This window comes from Halosimplex rarum (assembly GCF_047715405.1).
In the GTDB taxonomy this organism is placed as follows: Archaea; Halobacteriota; Halobacteria; order Halobacteriales; family Haloarculaceae; genus Halosimplex; species Halosimplex rarum.
The window spans coordinates 1646038-1661263 of the sequence record NZ_CP180412.1 but is presented as its reverse complement, the minus strand read 5'-3'; the positions used below and the strand labels follow the sequence as shown (position 1 = coordinate 1661263).

The following is a 15226-nucleotide window of genomic DNA, read 5'->3' as shown; positions in this document are numbered from 1 at the left end:
CGGCGCTCTCTGCCATCTTGACCGGGGCGGCTACCCACAGGGCTATGTGTGATGAACAACAACGACGCCGTAGAGAGCAGATGAAAGGATCGGACACGCCAGTCGTACTCATCGTCGAGGACGAGCCCGACGTCGCGGAGACGTACAACCTCTGGCTCGCCGACGAGTACGAGGTCAGAATGGCCCAGAGTGGGGACGAGGGGCTGGCGAAACTGGACGACGACGTGGACGTGGTTCTGCTGGACCGGATGATGCCCGGTCTCTCGGGCGACGAGGTGCTCAAGCGCATCCGAGAGCGAGGCCTCGAGTGTCGCGTCGCCATGGTCACGGCGGTCGAGCCGGACTTCGACATCCTCGAGATGGGCTTCGACGCCTATCTCTGCAAGCCAATCCGGAGCGAGCAGCTCCACGACACGGTGGAGAACCTGCTGGAGCGGTCGGAGTACGACGACCTGCTCCAGGAGTACTACTCGCTGGTCGAGACCCAGGCGACCCTGGAAGCGACCAAGAGCAGCGCCGAACTCGCCGACAACGAGGAGTACGCGCGGTTACAGGAGCGGATAGACGGGCTCCGTGACGACCTGGGGGACGCGCTCGGAGGTATCGAGGGGGACGAGGACTTCATCGCGACGCTACGGGGGTTGAGCGATGGCGAGGAGTAGCGACTCAGAGACGGCCTACGACCTGACCGACGTTCTGGAGTTCGACGTCCTCGAATCGGTCCGTCCCGGGTCGAACATCCTCGTCTCCGGCCCGGCGATGAGCGGCAAGGAGGACCTCGCGATGTCCGTGCTCGCCGACGGCGCGGCGGAGGGACAGGGCTCGCTCGTCGTCACGACCGGTGACCGCGCCGAGAGCGTCCTCGACGACTTCCTCGACCGCGCTCCCGACGCCGACCCCTCGACCGTCTCCGTCGTCGACTGCCGCGGGGACGGTAGCCGCCGCGGCGAGGCCACCGCCTCGGGGAGTTACGTCTACCACGTCTCGTCGCCCGGCGACCTCACCGGCATCGGTATCGGGATCACGGAGTGCCTGGAGTACCTCCACAACAACGGCGCCGAGAGCGGCCGGTTCGCCCTCACGTCGCTGTCGACGATGCTCACGTACACGGACCGCAAGACCGTCTTCAAGTTCTGCCACGTCCTCTCCTCGCGATTCGACTCGGCGGGCTACCTCGGCCTGTTCACCATCGACTCCAGCGCCCACGACGACCAGACACTCCAGGTCATCAAGCAGGCGTTCGACGGCATGATCGAGATCCGGGACGAGGACGGCCGCCGCGAGGCCCGCGTCCTCGGCCTGGCCGGCAAGCCCACCGAGTGGCGCGAGTTCTGATTCGCTTCGCCCACCGCCACCCCCTCTGTCTTCGCTCACGGTCCCGTCCGCACTCCAGACGCGTCTCCCGGGCGCGATTCGGGATTCGATCGAAACCTATCGAGGCCCGGGATACTGTTGAACAATCAGAGGTATTACCGGACGTACAATCGATACTATCTCCTTAAACTGTCCTTATGGGCAACCTTTATCCCCGAATCTCTGCGATCGTCTATTGCGAAGTTCGGGCGTGCGAACGCCCGACAGTCGACGAAGAGAATCGCTCCGGGAACCTGGACCCGGAACAGGCCGTGAGGTATCGCACGCCAACCGATCACTACCAGCCACCGACGCCACACTGCACCTGTGGTGCTGTCATCGGACACGCTGCTCGGCCCCGAGTAGCGAGATTTCGCATTCTGTCTCGGACGGGCGACGGCCGTCGCCGCCGTCGTCCGTTCCGTCTGACGCTACAACCGCGCCCACCGAAAGCAGAGCTTTAATCCGGGGAGACGCGTAGGCGTCGGCAATGGGAACGAGCGACCGGCCGGACTCCGACCCCGCGCAGGACCCGCGGGCGGACTACGACTACGCGGCCGACGCGGTGGCGCGACCGGGACTGGTCGCCGACCTCCGGGACAGGGTCGCGGGCGAGGTCCGGTTCGACGACTACTCGCGACAGCTCTACGCGACAGACGCGAGCTTCTACGAGGTGACGCCCGTCGGCGTCGTCTACCCCCGGTCGACGGCCGACGTCGCCGCAGTCGTCTCCTACTGCGCGAAGCGGTCGATCCCCGTGCTCCCCCGGGGCGGCGGTACCTCGCTGGCCGGCCAGGCCGTCAACGAGGCGGTCGTCCTCGACTTCACGCGACACATGGACGCGGTCCTTTCCGTCGACCCGGACGCGCGAGTCGCCCGGGCCGAACCGGGGGCGATCCTGGGCGAACTGAACGCCGAACTCGCGCCACACGACCTGAAGTTCGCCCCGGACCCCGCCTGGGGCGACAAGTCCGCGCTCGGCGGCGCCATCGGCAACAACTCGACGGGCGCCCACTCGCTGCAGTACGGCAAGACCGACGCCTACGTCGAGGAGTGCGAGGTCGTCCTCGCCGACGGGACGGTCACCCGCTTCGGCGAGGTGACCCTCGACGAACTGCGAGACCGAGCAGATAGCGCGGCGCCGAGCGCCGCAGACAGCGCGAGCGAGGACGACGACCTCGAAGCCCGCATCTACGCCGAACTCGCCCGGATCGTCGACGAGGAGATAGCGAGCGTCGAGGCGGCGTTCCCCGAACTGAAGCGCAACGTCTCGGGGTACAACCTCGACGCGTTCGTCGCCGAGGCCCAGGAGGCGCTGGACGCCCAGAGCGAAGACGGCGAACCGACCACCGTCAACGTCGCCCGCCTGCTCGCCGGGAGCGAGGGCACCCTGGCCATCGTCACCGAGGCGACGGTCTCGCTCGAACCGGTCCCCGAGACGAAGGGACTCGCGCTTTTGACCTACGACACGCTGCTGGAAGCGCTCGAAGACGTCCAGCCGATCCTCGAACACGATCCCGCGGCCGTCGAGGTGCTCGACGGCGTGCTCCTCGACCTCGCCGAGGAGACCGAGGAGTTCGGCGACCTCGTCGACTCTGTGCTCCCGGAGGGGACCGGCTCGGTCCTCCTCGTCGAGTTCTACGCCGAGTCCGACGACGCGGGGAAACAGCGCGTCGCCGACCTGATCGCCGACCGGCTGGGCAAGCCGGGCGGGGGCGGAGTGACCGTCTATACGGTCGACGGGGCCGGCGCGGACGCTGGCCGGGCTGCGACCGAAGCGGATCCCACGGAGGGTGCCGCCGAAACGACCGACGCCCCGATCCGGGCGTTCGGCGCCCGCGAGGCGCACGGCGACGCCGAGCGCGCGCGGTTCTGGAAGCTGCGCAAGAGCGGTCTGCCGATCCTGCTCTCGCGGACAACCGACGACAAACACGGGAGTTTCATCGAGGACACGGCGGTGCCGCCGGAGAACCTCCCGGAGTTCGTCGCGGACTTTCAGGCCGTCCTCGAAGCCCACGACACCTACGCGAGCTTCTACGCCCACGCGGGCCCCGGCTGTCTGCACATCCGGCCGCTGATCAACACGAAGACGGTCGAGGGCGTCGAGACGATGGAGTCCATCGCCGACGAGGTGACGGACCTGGTCGTCGAGTATCGCGGGAGCGTCTCCGGCGAACACGGCGACGGCCGCGCTCGCACCCAGTGGAACCGGAAGCTGTACGGCGAGGAGGTCTGGAGCCTCTTCCGTGACTTGAAGGCGACGTTCGACCCGGACTGGCTGTTGAATCCCGGGCAGGTCGTCGGCGTCGACGCCGCGGCGGTCGAGGCGGGCGAGGCGCCCGACCGCGCCCGCACGGTCGACATGACCGAGAACCTGCGATTCGACCCCGAGTACGCGTTCGACGCCCCCTTCGAGCCGACGCTGGAGTGGGACAACGACAACGGAATGGCCGGGATGGTCGAGCTCTGTCACGGCTGCGGCGGCTGTCGGGGCGACCAGGAGACCACCGGCGGCGTGATGTGTCCGACCTACCGCGCGGCCGACGAGGAGGTCACGGCGACGCGCGGGCGGGCGAACATGCTTCGCCAGGCGATGAGCGGCGACCTGCCCGAGGACCCGACCGACGACGAGTTCGTGAGCGAGGTGCTGGATCTCTGCATCGGCTGCAAGGGCTGTGCCAGGGACTGCCCGAGCGAGGTCGACATGGCGAAGCTCAAAGCCGAGGTCGAACACGCCCACCACGAGGAGCACGGCACGTCGATACGCGAGCGGCTCTTCGCCAACGTCGACACGCTGAGCGCCCTCGGGAGCGCGACCGCGCCCGTCTCGAACTGGCTCCAGAAGCTCCCGGGGAGCGGCCTCGTCGCCGAGCGCCTGCTCGGCATCGCGCGCGAGCGGACGCTTCCCACCTTCGAGCGGGAGTCGTTCGTCGACTGGTTCGCCGGCCGCGAGGCCGCCGTCCCCGAATCCGGGACCGACCGGAAGGCGCTGGTCTTCCCCGACACGTACACCAACTACAGTCATCCCGAGGCCGGGAAAGCGGCGGTTCGCGTCCTCGAAGCGGCGGGCGTCCACGTGGACGTCCCCGACGACGTGACCGCCAGCGGGCGCGCCGCCCACTCGAAGGGATTCCTCGACACCGCCCGCGAGCGCGCCGAGCGGAACGTCGAGGCGCTCGCCCCGCGCCTCGCGGACGGCTGGGACCTGGTCGTCGTCGAACCGTCCGACGCCGTGATGTTCCAGCACGACTACCTCGACCTGCTCTCGGGCGAAGCGGTCGAGACGGTCGCGGCTAACGCCTACGGCGTCTGCGAGTACGTCGACCGCAACCGTCTCGACGACGTGATCGAGTTCGACGCGCCCGCGGAGACGCTCACCTACCACGGCCACTGCCACCAGAAGGCGACCAAGAAGGACCACCACGCCGTCGGCGCCCTCCGGCGGGCCGGCTACGAGGTCGACGCCCTCGACTCGGGCTGTTGCGGCATGGCCGGCAGCTTCGGCTACGAGGCGGAGCACTACTCGATGAGTCGCGCTATCGGACGGATCCTCTTCGACCAGGTCGACGACAGCCGCGGCGAAACGGTCGTCGCGCCGGGCGCCTCCTGTCGGTCACAGCTCTGCGACCGCGACGGCGCCGAGGGAGACGAGCGACCGCCCCACCCCGTGGAACGGCTCGCTGACGCGCTCGCGGTGCCGCCTCTCGGTGGATAGTGCTAGCATGACTCGTGGTGTCCCGCCAGGTTTTAATAGGGGCATCACCTCCCTCTATACGCAATGGCGACCGGTACGGTAGACTTCTTCAACGACACGGGCGGTTACGGTTTCATCGACACTGACGACGCCGACGAGGACGTGTTCTTCCACATGGAGGACATCGGCGGTCCTGACCTCGAGGAGGGGCAGGAAGTCGAGTTCGACATCGTTCAGGCAGACAAAGGCCCGCGCGCCGAGAACCTGGAGCGACTCTAACCATGGCGAAAGGGAAGGTCGACTTCTTCAACGACACCGGCGGGTACGGCTTCATCGACACCGACGACGCGGACGAGGACGTCTTCTTCCACATGGAAGACGTCGGCGGCCCCGACCTCGAAGAGGGTCAGGAAGTCGAGTTCGACATCGAGCAGGCGGACAAGGGTCCGCGTGCCACCAACCTGGAGCGCCTCTAACGATGGCCAAAGGCAAGGTCGACTTCTTCAACGACACGGGCGGCTACGGCTTCATCGATACCGACGACGCCGACGAAGACGTGTTCTTCCACATGGAGGACGTCGGCGGTCCTGACCTCGAGGAGGGGCAGGAGGTCGAGTTCGACATCGAGCAGGCCGACAAAGGCCCGCGCGCGACGAACCTCGAGCGCCTGTAAGGCGACTCGACGACGGATTCTGCCGCATCCGCGGCACGTCCGTTCCGACGGCGAGCGCCAGCGCAGCCACTCGCCGTCGACGCCGAGCGCTCCCGAGTTCCATGGGAGCGCTCCCGAATATCTTCGGCGAGCGGCCGCGATCGCGGCAATGCTGGCGACGCCAGACCGTGGGACACAAGAGCCAGCGGCTCGCACCTACGGGCAATGAGCGACGCCGACGCCGTCGACACGGACCTGTACCAGCGCGCGCAGGCACTCCTCGAACCCGGCGAAATCGAACTCGTCGGGCTGATCGTCCACACCGACATCTCCGGCGACCAGGAGCCGACGCTCCACGAGGCGACCCTGGAGATCGGCAACCACATCGCCGAATACGCCGGTATCGAACCGACCGACACCTACGTCTACTCCGGCAACGACGACCCGGAGTTCGGCGTCAACCAGCACCAGGGGCTCACCCTTGACGGCGACGAGTTTATCTGGGAGTGCCAGCAGCTCCTCCGCGAGGGCACCTTCGACGTCGTGTTCTACTACGAGGCGGACGTCGACCAGGAGGGACTCGTCGAGGCCGTCCGCGAGGCCGGCTACGACGTCGTCGGTGTCGAACCGCGGGAGTAGTCAGCGCGAGCAGTCCTCGGTCCCGAGACGCGGCAGTTCTCAGCGCAACTCCGTCAGACAGTTCCAGCAATAGTCCGCGTGATCCCAGTTCTCGGCGTCGCACGCCCGACAGACGACCTCTTCGCCGGCCGGTGGGGATCGGTTCGGTGCGCGCTCCGTGCGGTTCCCGGCGGTTCGACGCATCGGCGATCCAGACCGGAACTCCCCGTTCTCCACGCGTGCGATGAGTTCGTCGTCCGCGACGTAGTCGATGAGGCGGAAGAGCGCGACGAAGCACAGCCCCGGCAGGAAGACGAGGACTAGCAGTCCGATGACCAGCAGCGCCTCCGAGATCATGGTGAACGTTAGCACTCCGCAGTAAATAGGTTTCGGGAGCGCGCGTCCGGGCGGACTCCCGACGCTCGTTCGGGTCGGCTCAGTCGTCGCTCATCCGACTGCCGCCCGGGGGCAAGAACTCCTGGATCCGGTCGGGACTGGCGACCTTCCGGAGGAACGAGTCGTCGGCGAATCGCTGCTTGAACTCCCGATAGAGGCGCTTTGCGATGTCGTTCTGCGCGTAGCGGCCGGGCTCGACGCGGATAGCCGTCTCCGTCGCGGGCTCGATGGCGTTCGGCGGACCGCCGATGACCCGCGTCTCGGGTTCGCAAGTGATCCCGACCGCGACGCCGACCTCGGTGTTCTCGTAGTAAGTCCGGTCGCCGCGGATGGCGAACCCGCCCTTCTCCAGGAACTCGCCGCTCTCGGGGGTCTTCGACACCTGGTCCGGGCTCACCTCGTAGACGTCGCCGGCGAACTTGCCGTCCTTCCAGATCGAGGAGTACGAGACCGCGAACTGTGCCGCCTCGCGCTTGCTCGACTCCGGAATGTCGACATCGCCGTCGTAAGACTCGCTCGGCCCGGTGGCCTTCAGGATGGTCGCCGGGCCGCCGTGGGCCTGCGCGTGGAAGAAGCGGTCGCCGCGGTCGAGGTACTTCTTGACCAGATCCTCGTTGTCCTCGGCGTCGCGCCCGCCGATGACGAGGAAGCCGTCGCTGGTGTGGAACCACCGGAAGTCCTCGTACCAGTGCTCGGACTGGCGGACCGGGATCGACGGCTCGGACAGCCAGTCGACCTCCTCGTCCTCGCCGTCCTCCTCGTCGGACTCGCCGTCTTCACCCCCGGCGCCGGCCTCGCCCGCTTCGGCGGCTTCCCACTCGTCGCGGCGTTCTTTGACTTCCTCCAGCTCCGTGCGCGTCTGCGCGATGGCTTCCTCGGCGCCTTCCTTCTTGCCCTCGATGCGCTTTGCCTCCGTGTACAGGCGGTCGGCGTTCTTCTCGACGCCGTCGCTGGCGTCCAGCGTGACGCGCTCGCCGTCGATATCGACCGTCACCGTCCCCTCGCTCCCGTCGAGCGAGACGACGGCCTCGGCGGCGGGGATGCCCTGCTCGGCTCCCTCGGCGAAGCGTTCCTCGATGTCGTCCCACGAGTGGTCGGCCGCGCGCGCCTCGCGGATCGTCGACAGGATGTCGTCGACCAGGTCGTAGTTGGCGTAGAGCGCCTCGGCGTTCTCGCGCTCGCGCTCGGCCTGTTCCTCGAAGTCCTCGATGGCGCCCTGCTGCTGCTGGATGATCCGCTCGTTTTTCTCGATCTCCGACTCGAAGTCCGGGCGCTGGCTGGCACCGCCGGCCGCGTCGCCCGCGTCGTCGTCTTCGTCGCTGGCGTACGTGAAGTAGTCGTCGAGCGCCTCGTTGAACGACTCGAAGGGAACGCCGTAGCGCTGGTCGTACTCCGCCAGCGGGACCGGCGTCACGTCCACGCGCTGTCCGTCGATCTCGTCCTCGTCGTCGGTCGGGTCCTCGGCGTCGGGATTCGAGAGCTCGTAGTAGACCCGCGGGTCGAGGTCGCTGTCCGCCAGTCGGTCGGCCAGCCGTCGGAGGGCGTCGTAGAGCGCCCGCAGTTGCTCGTCCGTCGCCTCCTCGATGGGGACGTTGTAGTCGACGCCGGCGAGCGTGCACAGTTCCTCGCCGTAGAGGCCGCCGAAGTTGAGCTGCGTCGCGAGCGTCCGCACGAGGTCGGAGTCGGAGTCGCGCATCCGCGCCGCGAAGGCGTCGTAGTCGACGCCGAGCGGGTTGAACCGCGCGCTCGGGAACTCGTACTGGGCGCCCGGCGCGACGGTCCGCGACTTCAGCCGGACCGTCTCCAGGCAGTCGATGACTTCGCCGGTCCCGTCGAGGATGGCGACGTTGCCGTCGCCGAACAGCTCGGCCACCACGCGCGTCGTCTCCTCGTCGCGCTCGAACGTGAGTTCGAGGATGCGGTCGAACTCGTACTGGGAGACGTCGGTGAGTTCGGCGCCCTGCATCCGATTCCGCAGCATCATCGCGAAGTTCGGCGGCCGCTCTGGCGCCTCGGGGACGTGGTCTGGGTGGGTGACGTTGACCCGTTTGTTCTCTCCCACTTCGACGAGTAACTCCGTCCGACCGTGGTCGTAGTGGCGCATCCGAAACCGCAACAGGTCGGCGTCGGGATAGAGATACACCTTGCCGACGCCCGCCCCCTCGTAGACCGACAGCTCGCCCTCCAGCGCCGCGAGGTCGACGCTCGTCAGCTCCCGCTTTCTGTCCATATCCCAACGTCCGCCCTCGGCCGCAAAGCCCTGTCGGACCATCTTTTCAGCGACCATCTTTTTGGCCGGGGGGTCGCTCGCGTTGCTCGCGACCCCCCGTCTGCTCACGGGCGGCTTCGCCGCCCGTTCGCATGGTCCGAGGGACCTTCGGTCCCTCGCTAGCCAAAAACATGGGTGAAAAAGGCCGGTCGCGGCGGTCGCTTCGCTCCCTTGCGACCGGTGAACCGCGCCTCGCTTCGCTCGGCACGGATGCTCAGTATAGCCCGCAGCGTGAACAATCGCGGTGGCGCGCGCTGTCGCGGCCTCCGTGCCGCGACTGCACCGTGCGAGGGATGAGGAGCGCAACGGAGTGAGCACCGCAATCGGTTGGGGAGGTGTGAGGCGCGGTGGTGTGCGGTGAGGGTCCTGACGTCCTGGTGGACTGAAAGGGCGAGGCGCGCTCGCGGCGAACGGAGTGAGCGGAATCGGCTGAGCGACCACTACCCGAGCGCAGCGAGGGTATGTCGCTCAGCGACCGCGAGCGCGCCGAGGGCTTTCAACGCCTACTGTTGGCTGCGGTCACTCTGACTCGACTTCATTCCGCAACCGAACCCACAGAAATCACTGCTCAACAAGCATCTCGTACTGAACGAAGCACAGGAGCGAGCCGCTCGAAACCTGAGAACGTCAGACGAGATCACAGACGGGCAGCACACTCCAGCAGTTTCGTTCTCCCGTCCCGGATCAGCGGCGTCCCGTGGGCGACCGCTGCGACCTCGAAGGGGGGGATCCGCTCGCCGAGTCGGCGGATGCTCTCGTCGATCTCGCGCATGTCGTAGGAGTCGAACCAGATCGGCGGCGTCAGCCGACCGTCGCTCTCCCAGACGAGATCGCCGAGGAACGCGACGCCGGAGTCGTGGACGAAGACGGTGTGGCCCGGATTGTGCCCGGGCGTGTGAAACGCGGTGAACCGGTCGATCTTCTCGCCGTCCTCCACGCCGCGGAGATCCATGTGGCTCGGCAGCGGGAACAGCCGCCGCGCGACCCGGTGGAACAGGCCCTTGTGGTGGACCAGTTTGGGGTGTTGCTCCCGGCGAACCATCGCGAGGTCGTCCGCGCCGATGTAGACGGGGCCGTCGAACGACTCGTCGAGCGCTCGCAGCCCGCCGGTGTGGTCGAGGTCGTAGTGCGTGAGGAAGACCCGGTCGATGTCCGCGACTTCGTAGCCGATCTCGTTCAGTTCCGACCCGAGCGACGGTCGGTTCCAGAACAGCCCCGGGTCGATCAGCGTGACGGTCCCGTCGTCGACGAGGTACCCGTTAGTCGACAGCGGCGGGAACAATCCGAGGTCCAGCATCCACACCCCCTCCGCGAGTCGCGTCGGCATGTACGTCACTAATTATCGATCGAGGGGGAAAACGGTACTGGCCGTACCGGTTCCGCGACTCGGCGGCTGTCTCCCGATCGAGAGTCAAATCTCGATTTGGGCCTGCACAAGACATTCATGTCGCATCCACGACGCACCGATATGAGACAGCGGACTGTCTTCGCCCTCGTCTTAGTCGCTCTCCTCGCGGGACTGGGCGGGTGTTCGGCAGCGGGGTCGCTCTCCATGAGTCCCGTCAACGACACCGCACTCGCCGAGGAAGCGAGCCATCCCGCGCCCACCGACGAATCGGGAGACGACGACAGCGATCTGATACTGGACGCCATCGAGAACGGCACCGCCACGGCGGTCGACGACGACCCGCCGGTCGAAGCGCAACTGCCGTTCCGCCACGGCGGGCGGTTCTACGCACTCGACTACGCCGAGAACGGGACCGAGCCGGGATATAAGGTCGATATCCGGGTCGATCTCAACGCCTCGTCAGTCGACGGCACGGTCGTCGACTACGAGGAGTTGCCGGCCGTCGACAGGGAGGCGCTGGAGTTTGCGCTCTGGCAGGGCCGATCCGACGCGAACCTCGGACCGGGGTACGACATCGGCGTCAATTCAATCTACACCGAGGCCGACGCCGAGTCGTCGGTACTGGCCCCGACACAGGAGTACGACGCGGTCAGATACGAGGGGGAGGTCTATCCGATCGACGCGCAGACCGAACGGGAGACGCTGACTGTCTACCGCTACGAGGCGAGCGAGGCAGCCGAGAGTCACGAAGCCTACGCGGCGTCGCTCCGCGAGCGCTACGAGTTCGAACTCTCCGGGCTCTCAGATGGAGAACGAAAAATCGTAGACGGGGCCGTCAACGGCACTTACTGGGTGGAGGACAGCGACAACGAAGCGTTCGATTCGCTGGTCGACCGCTTCCGGGCCCACGAACCCGTCGAGGAAACCGACTACGACGGGTCCTACGTCGTCCGTTACGACGGCGACCTCTACTGGGCCGAAGTCGATTACGGGAGTTACGTGGACGAGGAGTAGCGAACCGTCGCCGGAGGTTCCGTCCGAGCCAATTACAACCGCTTGCTCACGTACGGCCCAGGTCCCACCTTTTGCGGGGCGGGTTTCCTCGCTCACGTTCGTTCGCTCACGCGTCGCTTCGCTCACCGGAAGACTCACCCCGCTCGTCTTCCGAACCCTGTCTCACTCCGTTCGACAGGACCCCGTTCGCACCGAGGCTCTCACTCCGTTCGAGCCTCGCGCTCGCTGCGGGAACCCGCCCCGCAAAATCTGGACCAAAAGCCGAGTGCTCGCTTCGCTCGCGCTCGGTCTAACCGCTCACAACCGCTTGCTCACGTACGGGCCGTCCTGTCGGTAGCCGAGCTTCTCCCGGTAGTACTGCCGGACGCCGATACCCGAGAGGACGGCCAGTTTTCCGTAGCCCGCGTCGGCGGCCAGCCGCTCGGCCTCGTGGACGAGCCGCGTACCGTACCCGCGGTGTTGCTGTCCGCCCTCTTCAGCGGACTGTCCGACGCCGACCTCGCTGCCGTAGACGTGGAGTTCGCGGACGACGGCGGCATCTTCGAGCTCCCGCCTGACCGGGTCGTTCGGGAACCGCAGGCGACAGAAGCCGACGAGGATGCCCTTCTCGCGGTCCTCGAAGCTGATGAAGTGTTCCCGCCCGCCGGCGACCTCGTAGGTGTCCGTCTCGAGGGTGATCTCCCCGGGCGTCTCGTCGTGGTGGCCGACCTCGCGACAGCGGATGCAGTCGCAGGTCCAGCCGTGCTCGTCCATGCGCTGGCGGGCCAGCTGGCGGAGGTTCGACTTCCAGACGCCGCCCTCGATGAAGTCCGCGGGGATGTCGCGCTGGACGCGCTGGAGCCGGGTGTACTCGGGGATCATCGACTTGATCTCCGCGACCAGTTCGGCCGCCTCGTCGTTGGAAAGGGGCTCGAACTCGTCTTTGCGCCACCAGTCGTAGGTGACCGTCCCCTCGACGACGAGGGTGGGGTAGATCTTCAGGAAGTCCGGGCGCCAGTCGGTGTTCTCGAAGATGCGCCGGAAGTCCTCCAGACACATCTCCTTGCTCATCCCGGGCTGACCCGGCATCATGTGGAAGCCGACCTTGAAGCCCGAGTCCCGAAGTCGGCGGTTGGCGTCGATGGCGTCCTGCGTGCCGTGGCCGCGGTGCATCTCGCGGTTGATCCGCTCGAAGGTGGTCTGGACGCCGACCTCGACCTTCGTCGCGCCGAGATCGAGCATCCGGTCGATCTGCTCGGGATCACACCAGTCGGGCTTGGTCTCGAACGTGGTGGCGATGTTGCGAACGTCCGCGGTCTCGTTCTCGGCGATCACGTCCTCGACGTAGCTGAAGTCGTACTCCTCGGGGTCCTGCGCGAAGCTCTCGTCCTCGGCCGGCTCGGGTGTCCCCTCGGGGTCGTACTCGTTCATCGCCTCTAAGGCCCGCTTGACGAACCACTCCTGGTAGTCGTGGCTCCGGGCGGTCATCGTCCCGCCCATCAGGATGAGTTCGACCTTGTCGACGGGGTGACCGATCTGGCGGAGCTGTTCGAGCCGCAGGCGGACCTGCCCGTACGGGTCGTAGTCGTTCTGCACGCCGCGGGCCGCTGCGGGCTCGTGGCCCGTGTAGGACTGCGAGGAGGAGAACTCGGAGTCGGGGCCGCCCGGGCAGTAGAGGCACTTCCCGTGGGGACAGCGCTTCGGCGAGGTCATGATCGCCACCGGCGAGACGCCCGAGGCGGTCCGGACGGGCTTGCGCTGGAGGACCTCCTCCAGTTCCTCGCGCCGGTCCTCCGGTCCGAAGTCGATCAGGTCGGAGTTGCGCGGGACCTTCGGCGAGGAGTACTTCCCGCAGACCTCCTTTTTCGCCCGCTCGACGTCGTCTTTCTCGATATCGCCGGCGAGGATGCGGTCGACCAGCTCCCCGCAGGCCTCCAGGAAGGCCTCGGGCTCGTCTGCCTCGGCCTCTGTCGCGTCCGGCGTCTCGGTGCTCATCGCGTTGTGTGCTTTCGTCGCCTGGCGCGAATAAGCGTGTCGCTCGCCCGGAGAGCGGTCTAGCGACCCGTGCACTCGCCGCGCACACCCGCCGGCACCTTCTTGCCCGACGAGTCCTCTCATCCGGTATGACCGCCACAGCCGAAGCGAGCGAGTCGGATGAGGGGCCGAGCAGGCCGAAATTCCGCGGCTGCGTCTTCTGTTACTCCGCCGAGTGGGCGTACTACGGTGCGAAGAAGGGCATCCGGACGATCCGCGACTGAGGCGTCGGCCACGCCGTCGTGTCGTCCGTCGCGCGACCGAACCGGTTCGGCCCAGCGGCCTTTCCGCGCGGCCTCGTCCCTCTAGAGGATGCCAGCGACGGACTTCGACGCCGAACGGGAGTACGACGACGACCAGTTCTCGGCACGGGGCGTGTTCAAGAGTGACCACATGAAGGTGGTCTGCGGGTACTTCGAGCCGGGGCAGTTCATCCCCGTTCACGCGCCCGGGAGCGACGTGGCCGTCCACGTCCGCGAGGGGACGGGCGTCGTCCGCGAGGGCGACACCGACCACGAAGTGGAACCCGGCGACGTGGTGGTCGTCCCCGCCGACGTGGACCGCGGCGTCAGAGCCGACGAGGGCGGCAGGCTGGAAGCGCTGCTCGTCACCGCGCCGCCGCCCAGCGACGCCGAACACGACCCCGTACGTGAAGGGCTTCGTCGTGGCGTGTTCGACCCGGCGGCTGAGGGCGACGAGTAGCTACTCGTCCCAGTAGTCGACTTCGGCGTTCAGGTCGACAGTCTTCGAGATGTACCGGTCGTCGTAGTTTCCCGGCGCCCCGCCCGCGAACAGCATCGCCGCGTCGCGCTGGACCAGCACCGACATGTCCGGCTCGTTCATCGTCGACAGCACGAGGAATCGCGCCGTCTCCTCACCGCGCGCTTCGACCTCGTGGGCGTGGTCCGGCCCGCTCGGGAGCGCGACGTAGTCACCCGGTTCGAGCGTGTGTTCGGTCTCCTCGTCGTCGCCGTCTTCGGGTTCGCCGGTCCCGAGCCACAGCGTCAACTTCCCCGCGAGGACGTAGATGGCCTCCTCGTTACCGGCGTGGTAGTGTCGTGGCCAGGTTCGCTTGCCGGGGTCGAGTTCGTAGAGGCTCGTCCCCAGTTCGTCACCGCCGGCCGCCGCGCCGAGTTGTTTCCGACGGAACGCGCGCTCGCCGTGGTCGTACTCGTCCCAGTCGAGATTTGACTCCGAGACGACTGCGGGTTCGGTCGAGTCGCTCATGCAACCGATTTCGTCGTCAAGTCGCATAATGGCACGCGCTCCCGGCCCTCGTTACCCATCTTCGGACTCCGTCGTGGGTAACGGACCGCAGAGGACCAGCGTGCTACTCTCGACGTACTGCACGTCGCCCGCCGGAGTGACGCGGATCTCCGTGGTGTGACCGTTGCAGTCGAACTCGTCGGCATCGATATGATACTCGTGGCGTGCGCGGTCCGCTGCCTGAACCTGAATCGTGTACTCGTCCGGTTCGAACAGGAGGACGGTGTGATACGCGTCCGCCGGGAACTCGATCGTCTCGGCGAGGGCGCGACCGGCGGACTCGCCGTACACAGTCACGATAATCGAGCGCGCCGCCGCGGCGTCGTTCCACACGGTAATTCTCCACGGAAGCGACGCGTCCGCGTCTGTCGCCGCCGCTCGCGAACCGACCGCGGACTCCCCCACCGAGTCCGACTCCGTGTGGTCGAACTCGAACGACTGCTGGATAGCCGGGCGAGCCGGCTCCGGCGTGGAATTCGCCTGTCGGTCCGTCGGTTCGGCGGTGTCGGCGTCTCCGAGAACGCCCGAACAGCCGGAGAGCGCGAGCGCCGCAGTGGGAACCGTTGCGAGGAGGGATCGACGGCGCATACGCGGACGTGTTAC

At 67.1% G+C, this 15226-nt stretch carries 16 protein-coding genes; 10 read left to right on the top strand and 6 right to left on the bottom strand.

The window, feature by feature from the left end; genetic code table 11:
- Positions 1-80 precede the first annotated feature (80 nt).
- The 7 genes from ACMGFH_RS08025 (at position 81) to ACMGFH_RS07995 (ending at position 6338) form a co-directional block, all read left to right on the top strand.
- Positions 81-662 carry a HalX domain-containing protein gene (locus tag ACMGFH_RS08025; protein WP_415382436.1) on the top strand — a complete coding sequence of 194 codons (582 nt, stop codon included), beginning with the start codon at positions 81-83 and terminating at the stop codon, positions 660-662.
- Positions 649-1335 carry an RAD55 family ATPase gene (locus ACMGFH_RS08020; protein WP_415382434.1) on the top strand — a complete coding sequence of 229 codons (687 nt, stop codon included), beginning with the start codon at positions 649-651 and terminating at the stop codon, positions 1333-1335. The genes ACMGFH_RS08025 and ACMGFH_RS08020 overlap by 14 nt, the downstream gene beginning before the upstream one ends.
- 508 nt (positions 1336-1843) lie before the next feature.
- Positions 1844-5068 carry an FAD-binding and (Fe-S)-binding domain-containing protein gene (locus tag ACMGFH_RS08015; RefSeq protein WP_415382433.1) on the top strand — a complete coding sequence of 1075 codons (3225 nt, stop codon included), beginning with the start codon at positions 1844-1846 and terminating at the stop codon, positions 5066-5068.
- A 63-nt stretch (positions 5069-5131) separates the two neighbouring features.
- Entirely contained in the window at positions 5132-5326 is a 195-nt protein-coding gene (locus tag ACMGFH_RS08010; RefSeq protein WP_006883802.1) for a cold-shock protein, read from the top strand.
- Between the two features lie 2 nt (positions 5327-5328).
- Positions 5329-5523 (top strand): cold-shock protein, encoded by a 195-nt coding sequence (locus tag ACMGFH_RS08005; RefSeq protein WP_123537499.1) that lies wholly within the window; start codon positions 5329-5331, stop codon positions 5521-5523.
- A gap of 2 nt (positions 5524-5525) precedes the next feature.
- Positions 5526-5720 carry a cold-shock protein gene (locus ACMGFH_RS08000; RefSeq protein WP_123537499.1) on the top strand — a complete coding sequence of 65 codons (195 nt, stop codon included), beginning with the start codon at positions 5526-5528 and terminating at the stop codon, positions 5718-5720.
- 204 nt (positions 5721-5924) lie between these two features.
- On the top strand, positions 5925-6338 hold the full coding sequence (locus ACMGFH_RS07995) for a DUF5778 family protein (RefSeq protein ID WP_415382431.1): 414 nt from the start codon (positions 5925-5927) through the stop codon (positions 6336-6338).
- Between the two features lie 39 nt (positions 6339-6377).
- Here the strand turns inward: ACMGFH_RS07995 and ACMGFH_RS07990 are convergent, their stop codons facing one another.
- The 3 genes from ACMGFH_RS07990 to ACMGFH_RS07980 form a co-directional block, all read right to left on the bottom strand.
- Positions 6378-6674 carry a hypothetical protein gene (locus ACMGFH_RS07990; RefSeq protein WP_415382430.1) on the bottom strand — a complete coding sequence of 99 codons (297 nt, stop codon included), beginning with the start codon at positions 6672-6674 and terminating at the stop codon, positions 6378-6380.
- Between the two features lie 79 nt (positions 6675-6753).
- Entirely contained in the window at positions 6754-8943 is a 2190-nt protein-coding gene (gene rqcH / locus ACMGFH_RS07985) for a ribosome rescue protein RqcH (RefSeq protein ID WP_415382429.1), read from the bottom strand.
- Between the two features lie 676 nt (positions 8944-9619).
- The gene (locus tag ACMGFH_RS07980) at positions 9620-10309 is read right to left on the bottom strand and encodes an MBL fold metallo-hydrolase (RefSeq protein ID WP_415382428.1); all 690 of its coding nucleotides are present in this window, start codon (positions 10307-10309) and stop codon (positions 9620-9622) included.
- Positions 10310-10450: 141 nt separating this feature from the next.
- Here ACMGFH_RS07980 and ACMGFH_RS07975 point away from each other — a divergent pair, with 141 nt between their 5' ends.
- Positions 10451-11344: a hypothetical protein gene (locus tag ACMGFH_RS07975; protein WP_415382426.1), complete on the top strand. Its 894-nt coding sequence runs from the start codon at positions 10451-10453 to the stop codon at positions 11342-11344.
- A gap of 297 nt (positions 11345-11641) precedes the next feature.
- Here the strand turns inward: ACMGFH_RS07975 and ACMGFH_RS07970 are convergent, their stop codons facing one another.
- The gene (locus ACMGFH_RS07970) at positions 11642-13318 is read right to left on the bottom strand and encodes a tRNA uridine(34) 5-carboxymethylaminomethyl modification radical SAM/GNAT enzyme Elp3 (RefSeq protein WP_415382425.1); all 1677 of its coding nucleotides are present in this window, start codon (positions 13316-13318) and stop codon (positions 11642-11644) included.
- Between the two features lie 128 nt (positions 13319-13446).
- Here ACMGFH_RS07970 and ACMGFH_RS07965 point away from each other — a divergent pair, with 128 nt between their 5' ends.
- Positions 13447-13581 carry a hypothetical protein gene (locus ACMGFH_RS07965; protein ID WP_415382423.1) on the top strand — a complete coding sequence of 45 codons (135 nt, stop codon included), beginning with the start codon at positions 13447-13449 and terminating at the stop codon, positions 13579-13581.
- Positions 13582-13669: 88 nt separating this feature from the next.
- Positions 13670-14059 (top strand): cupin domain-containing protein, encoded by a 390-nt coding sequence (locus ACMGFH_RS07960; protein ID WP_415382422.1) that lies wholly within the window; start codon positions 13670-13672, stop codon positions 14057-14059.
- Here the strand turns inward: ACMGFH_RS07960 and ACMGFH_RS07955 are convergent, their stop codons facing one another.
- Positions 14060-14584, bottom strand: coding sequence for a cupin domain-containing protein (locus tag ACMGFH_RS07955; RefSeq protein WP_415382421.1), 525 nt, complete (start codon positions 14582-14584; stop codon positions 14060-14062).
- Between the two features lie 51 nt (positions 14585-14635).
- Positions 14636-15211, bottom strand: coding sequence for a hypothetical protein (locus ACMGFH_RS07950; RefSeq protein WP_415382420.1), 576 nt, complete (start codon positions 15209-15211; stop codon positions 14636-14638).
- Between the last annotated feature and the right edge of the window lie 15 nt (positions 15212-15226).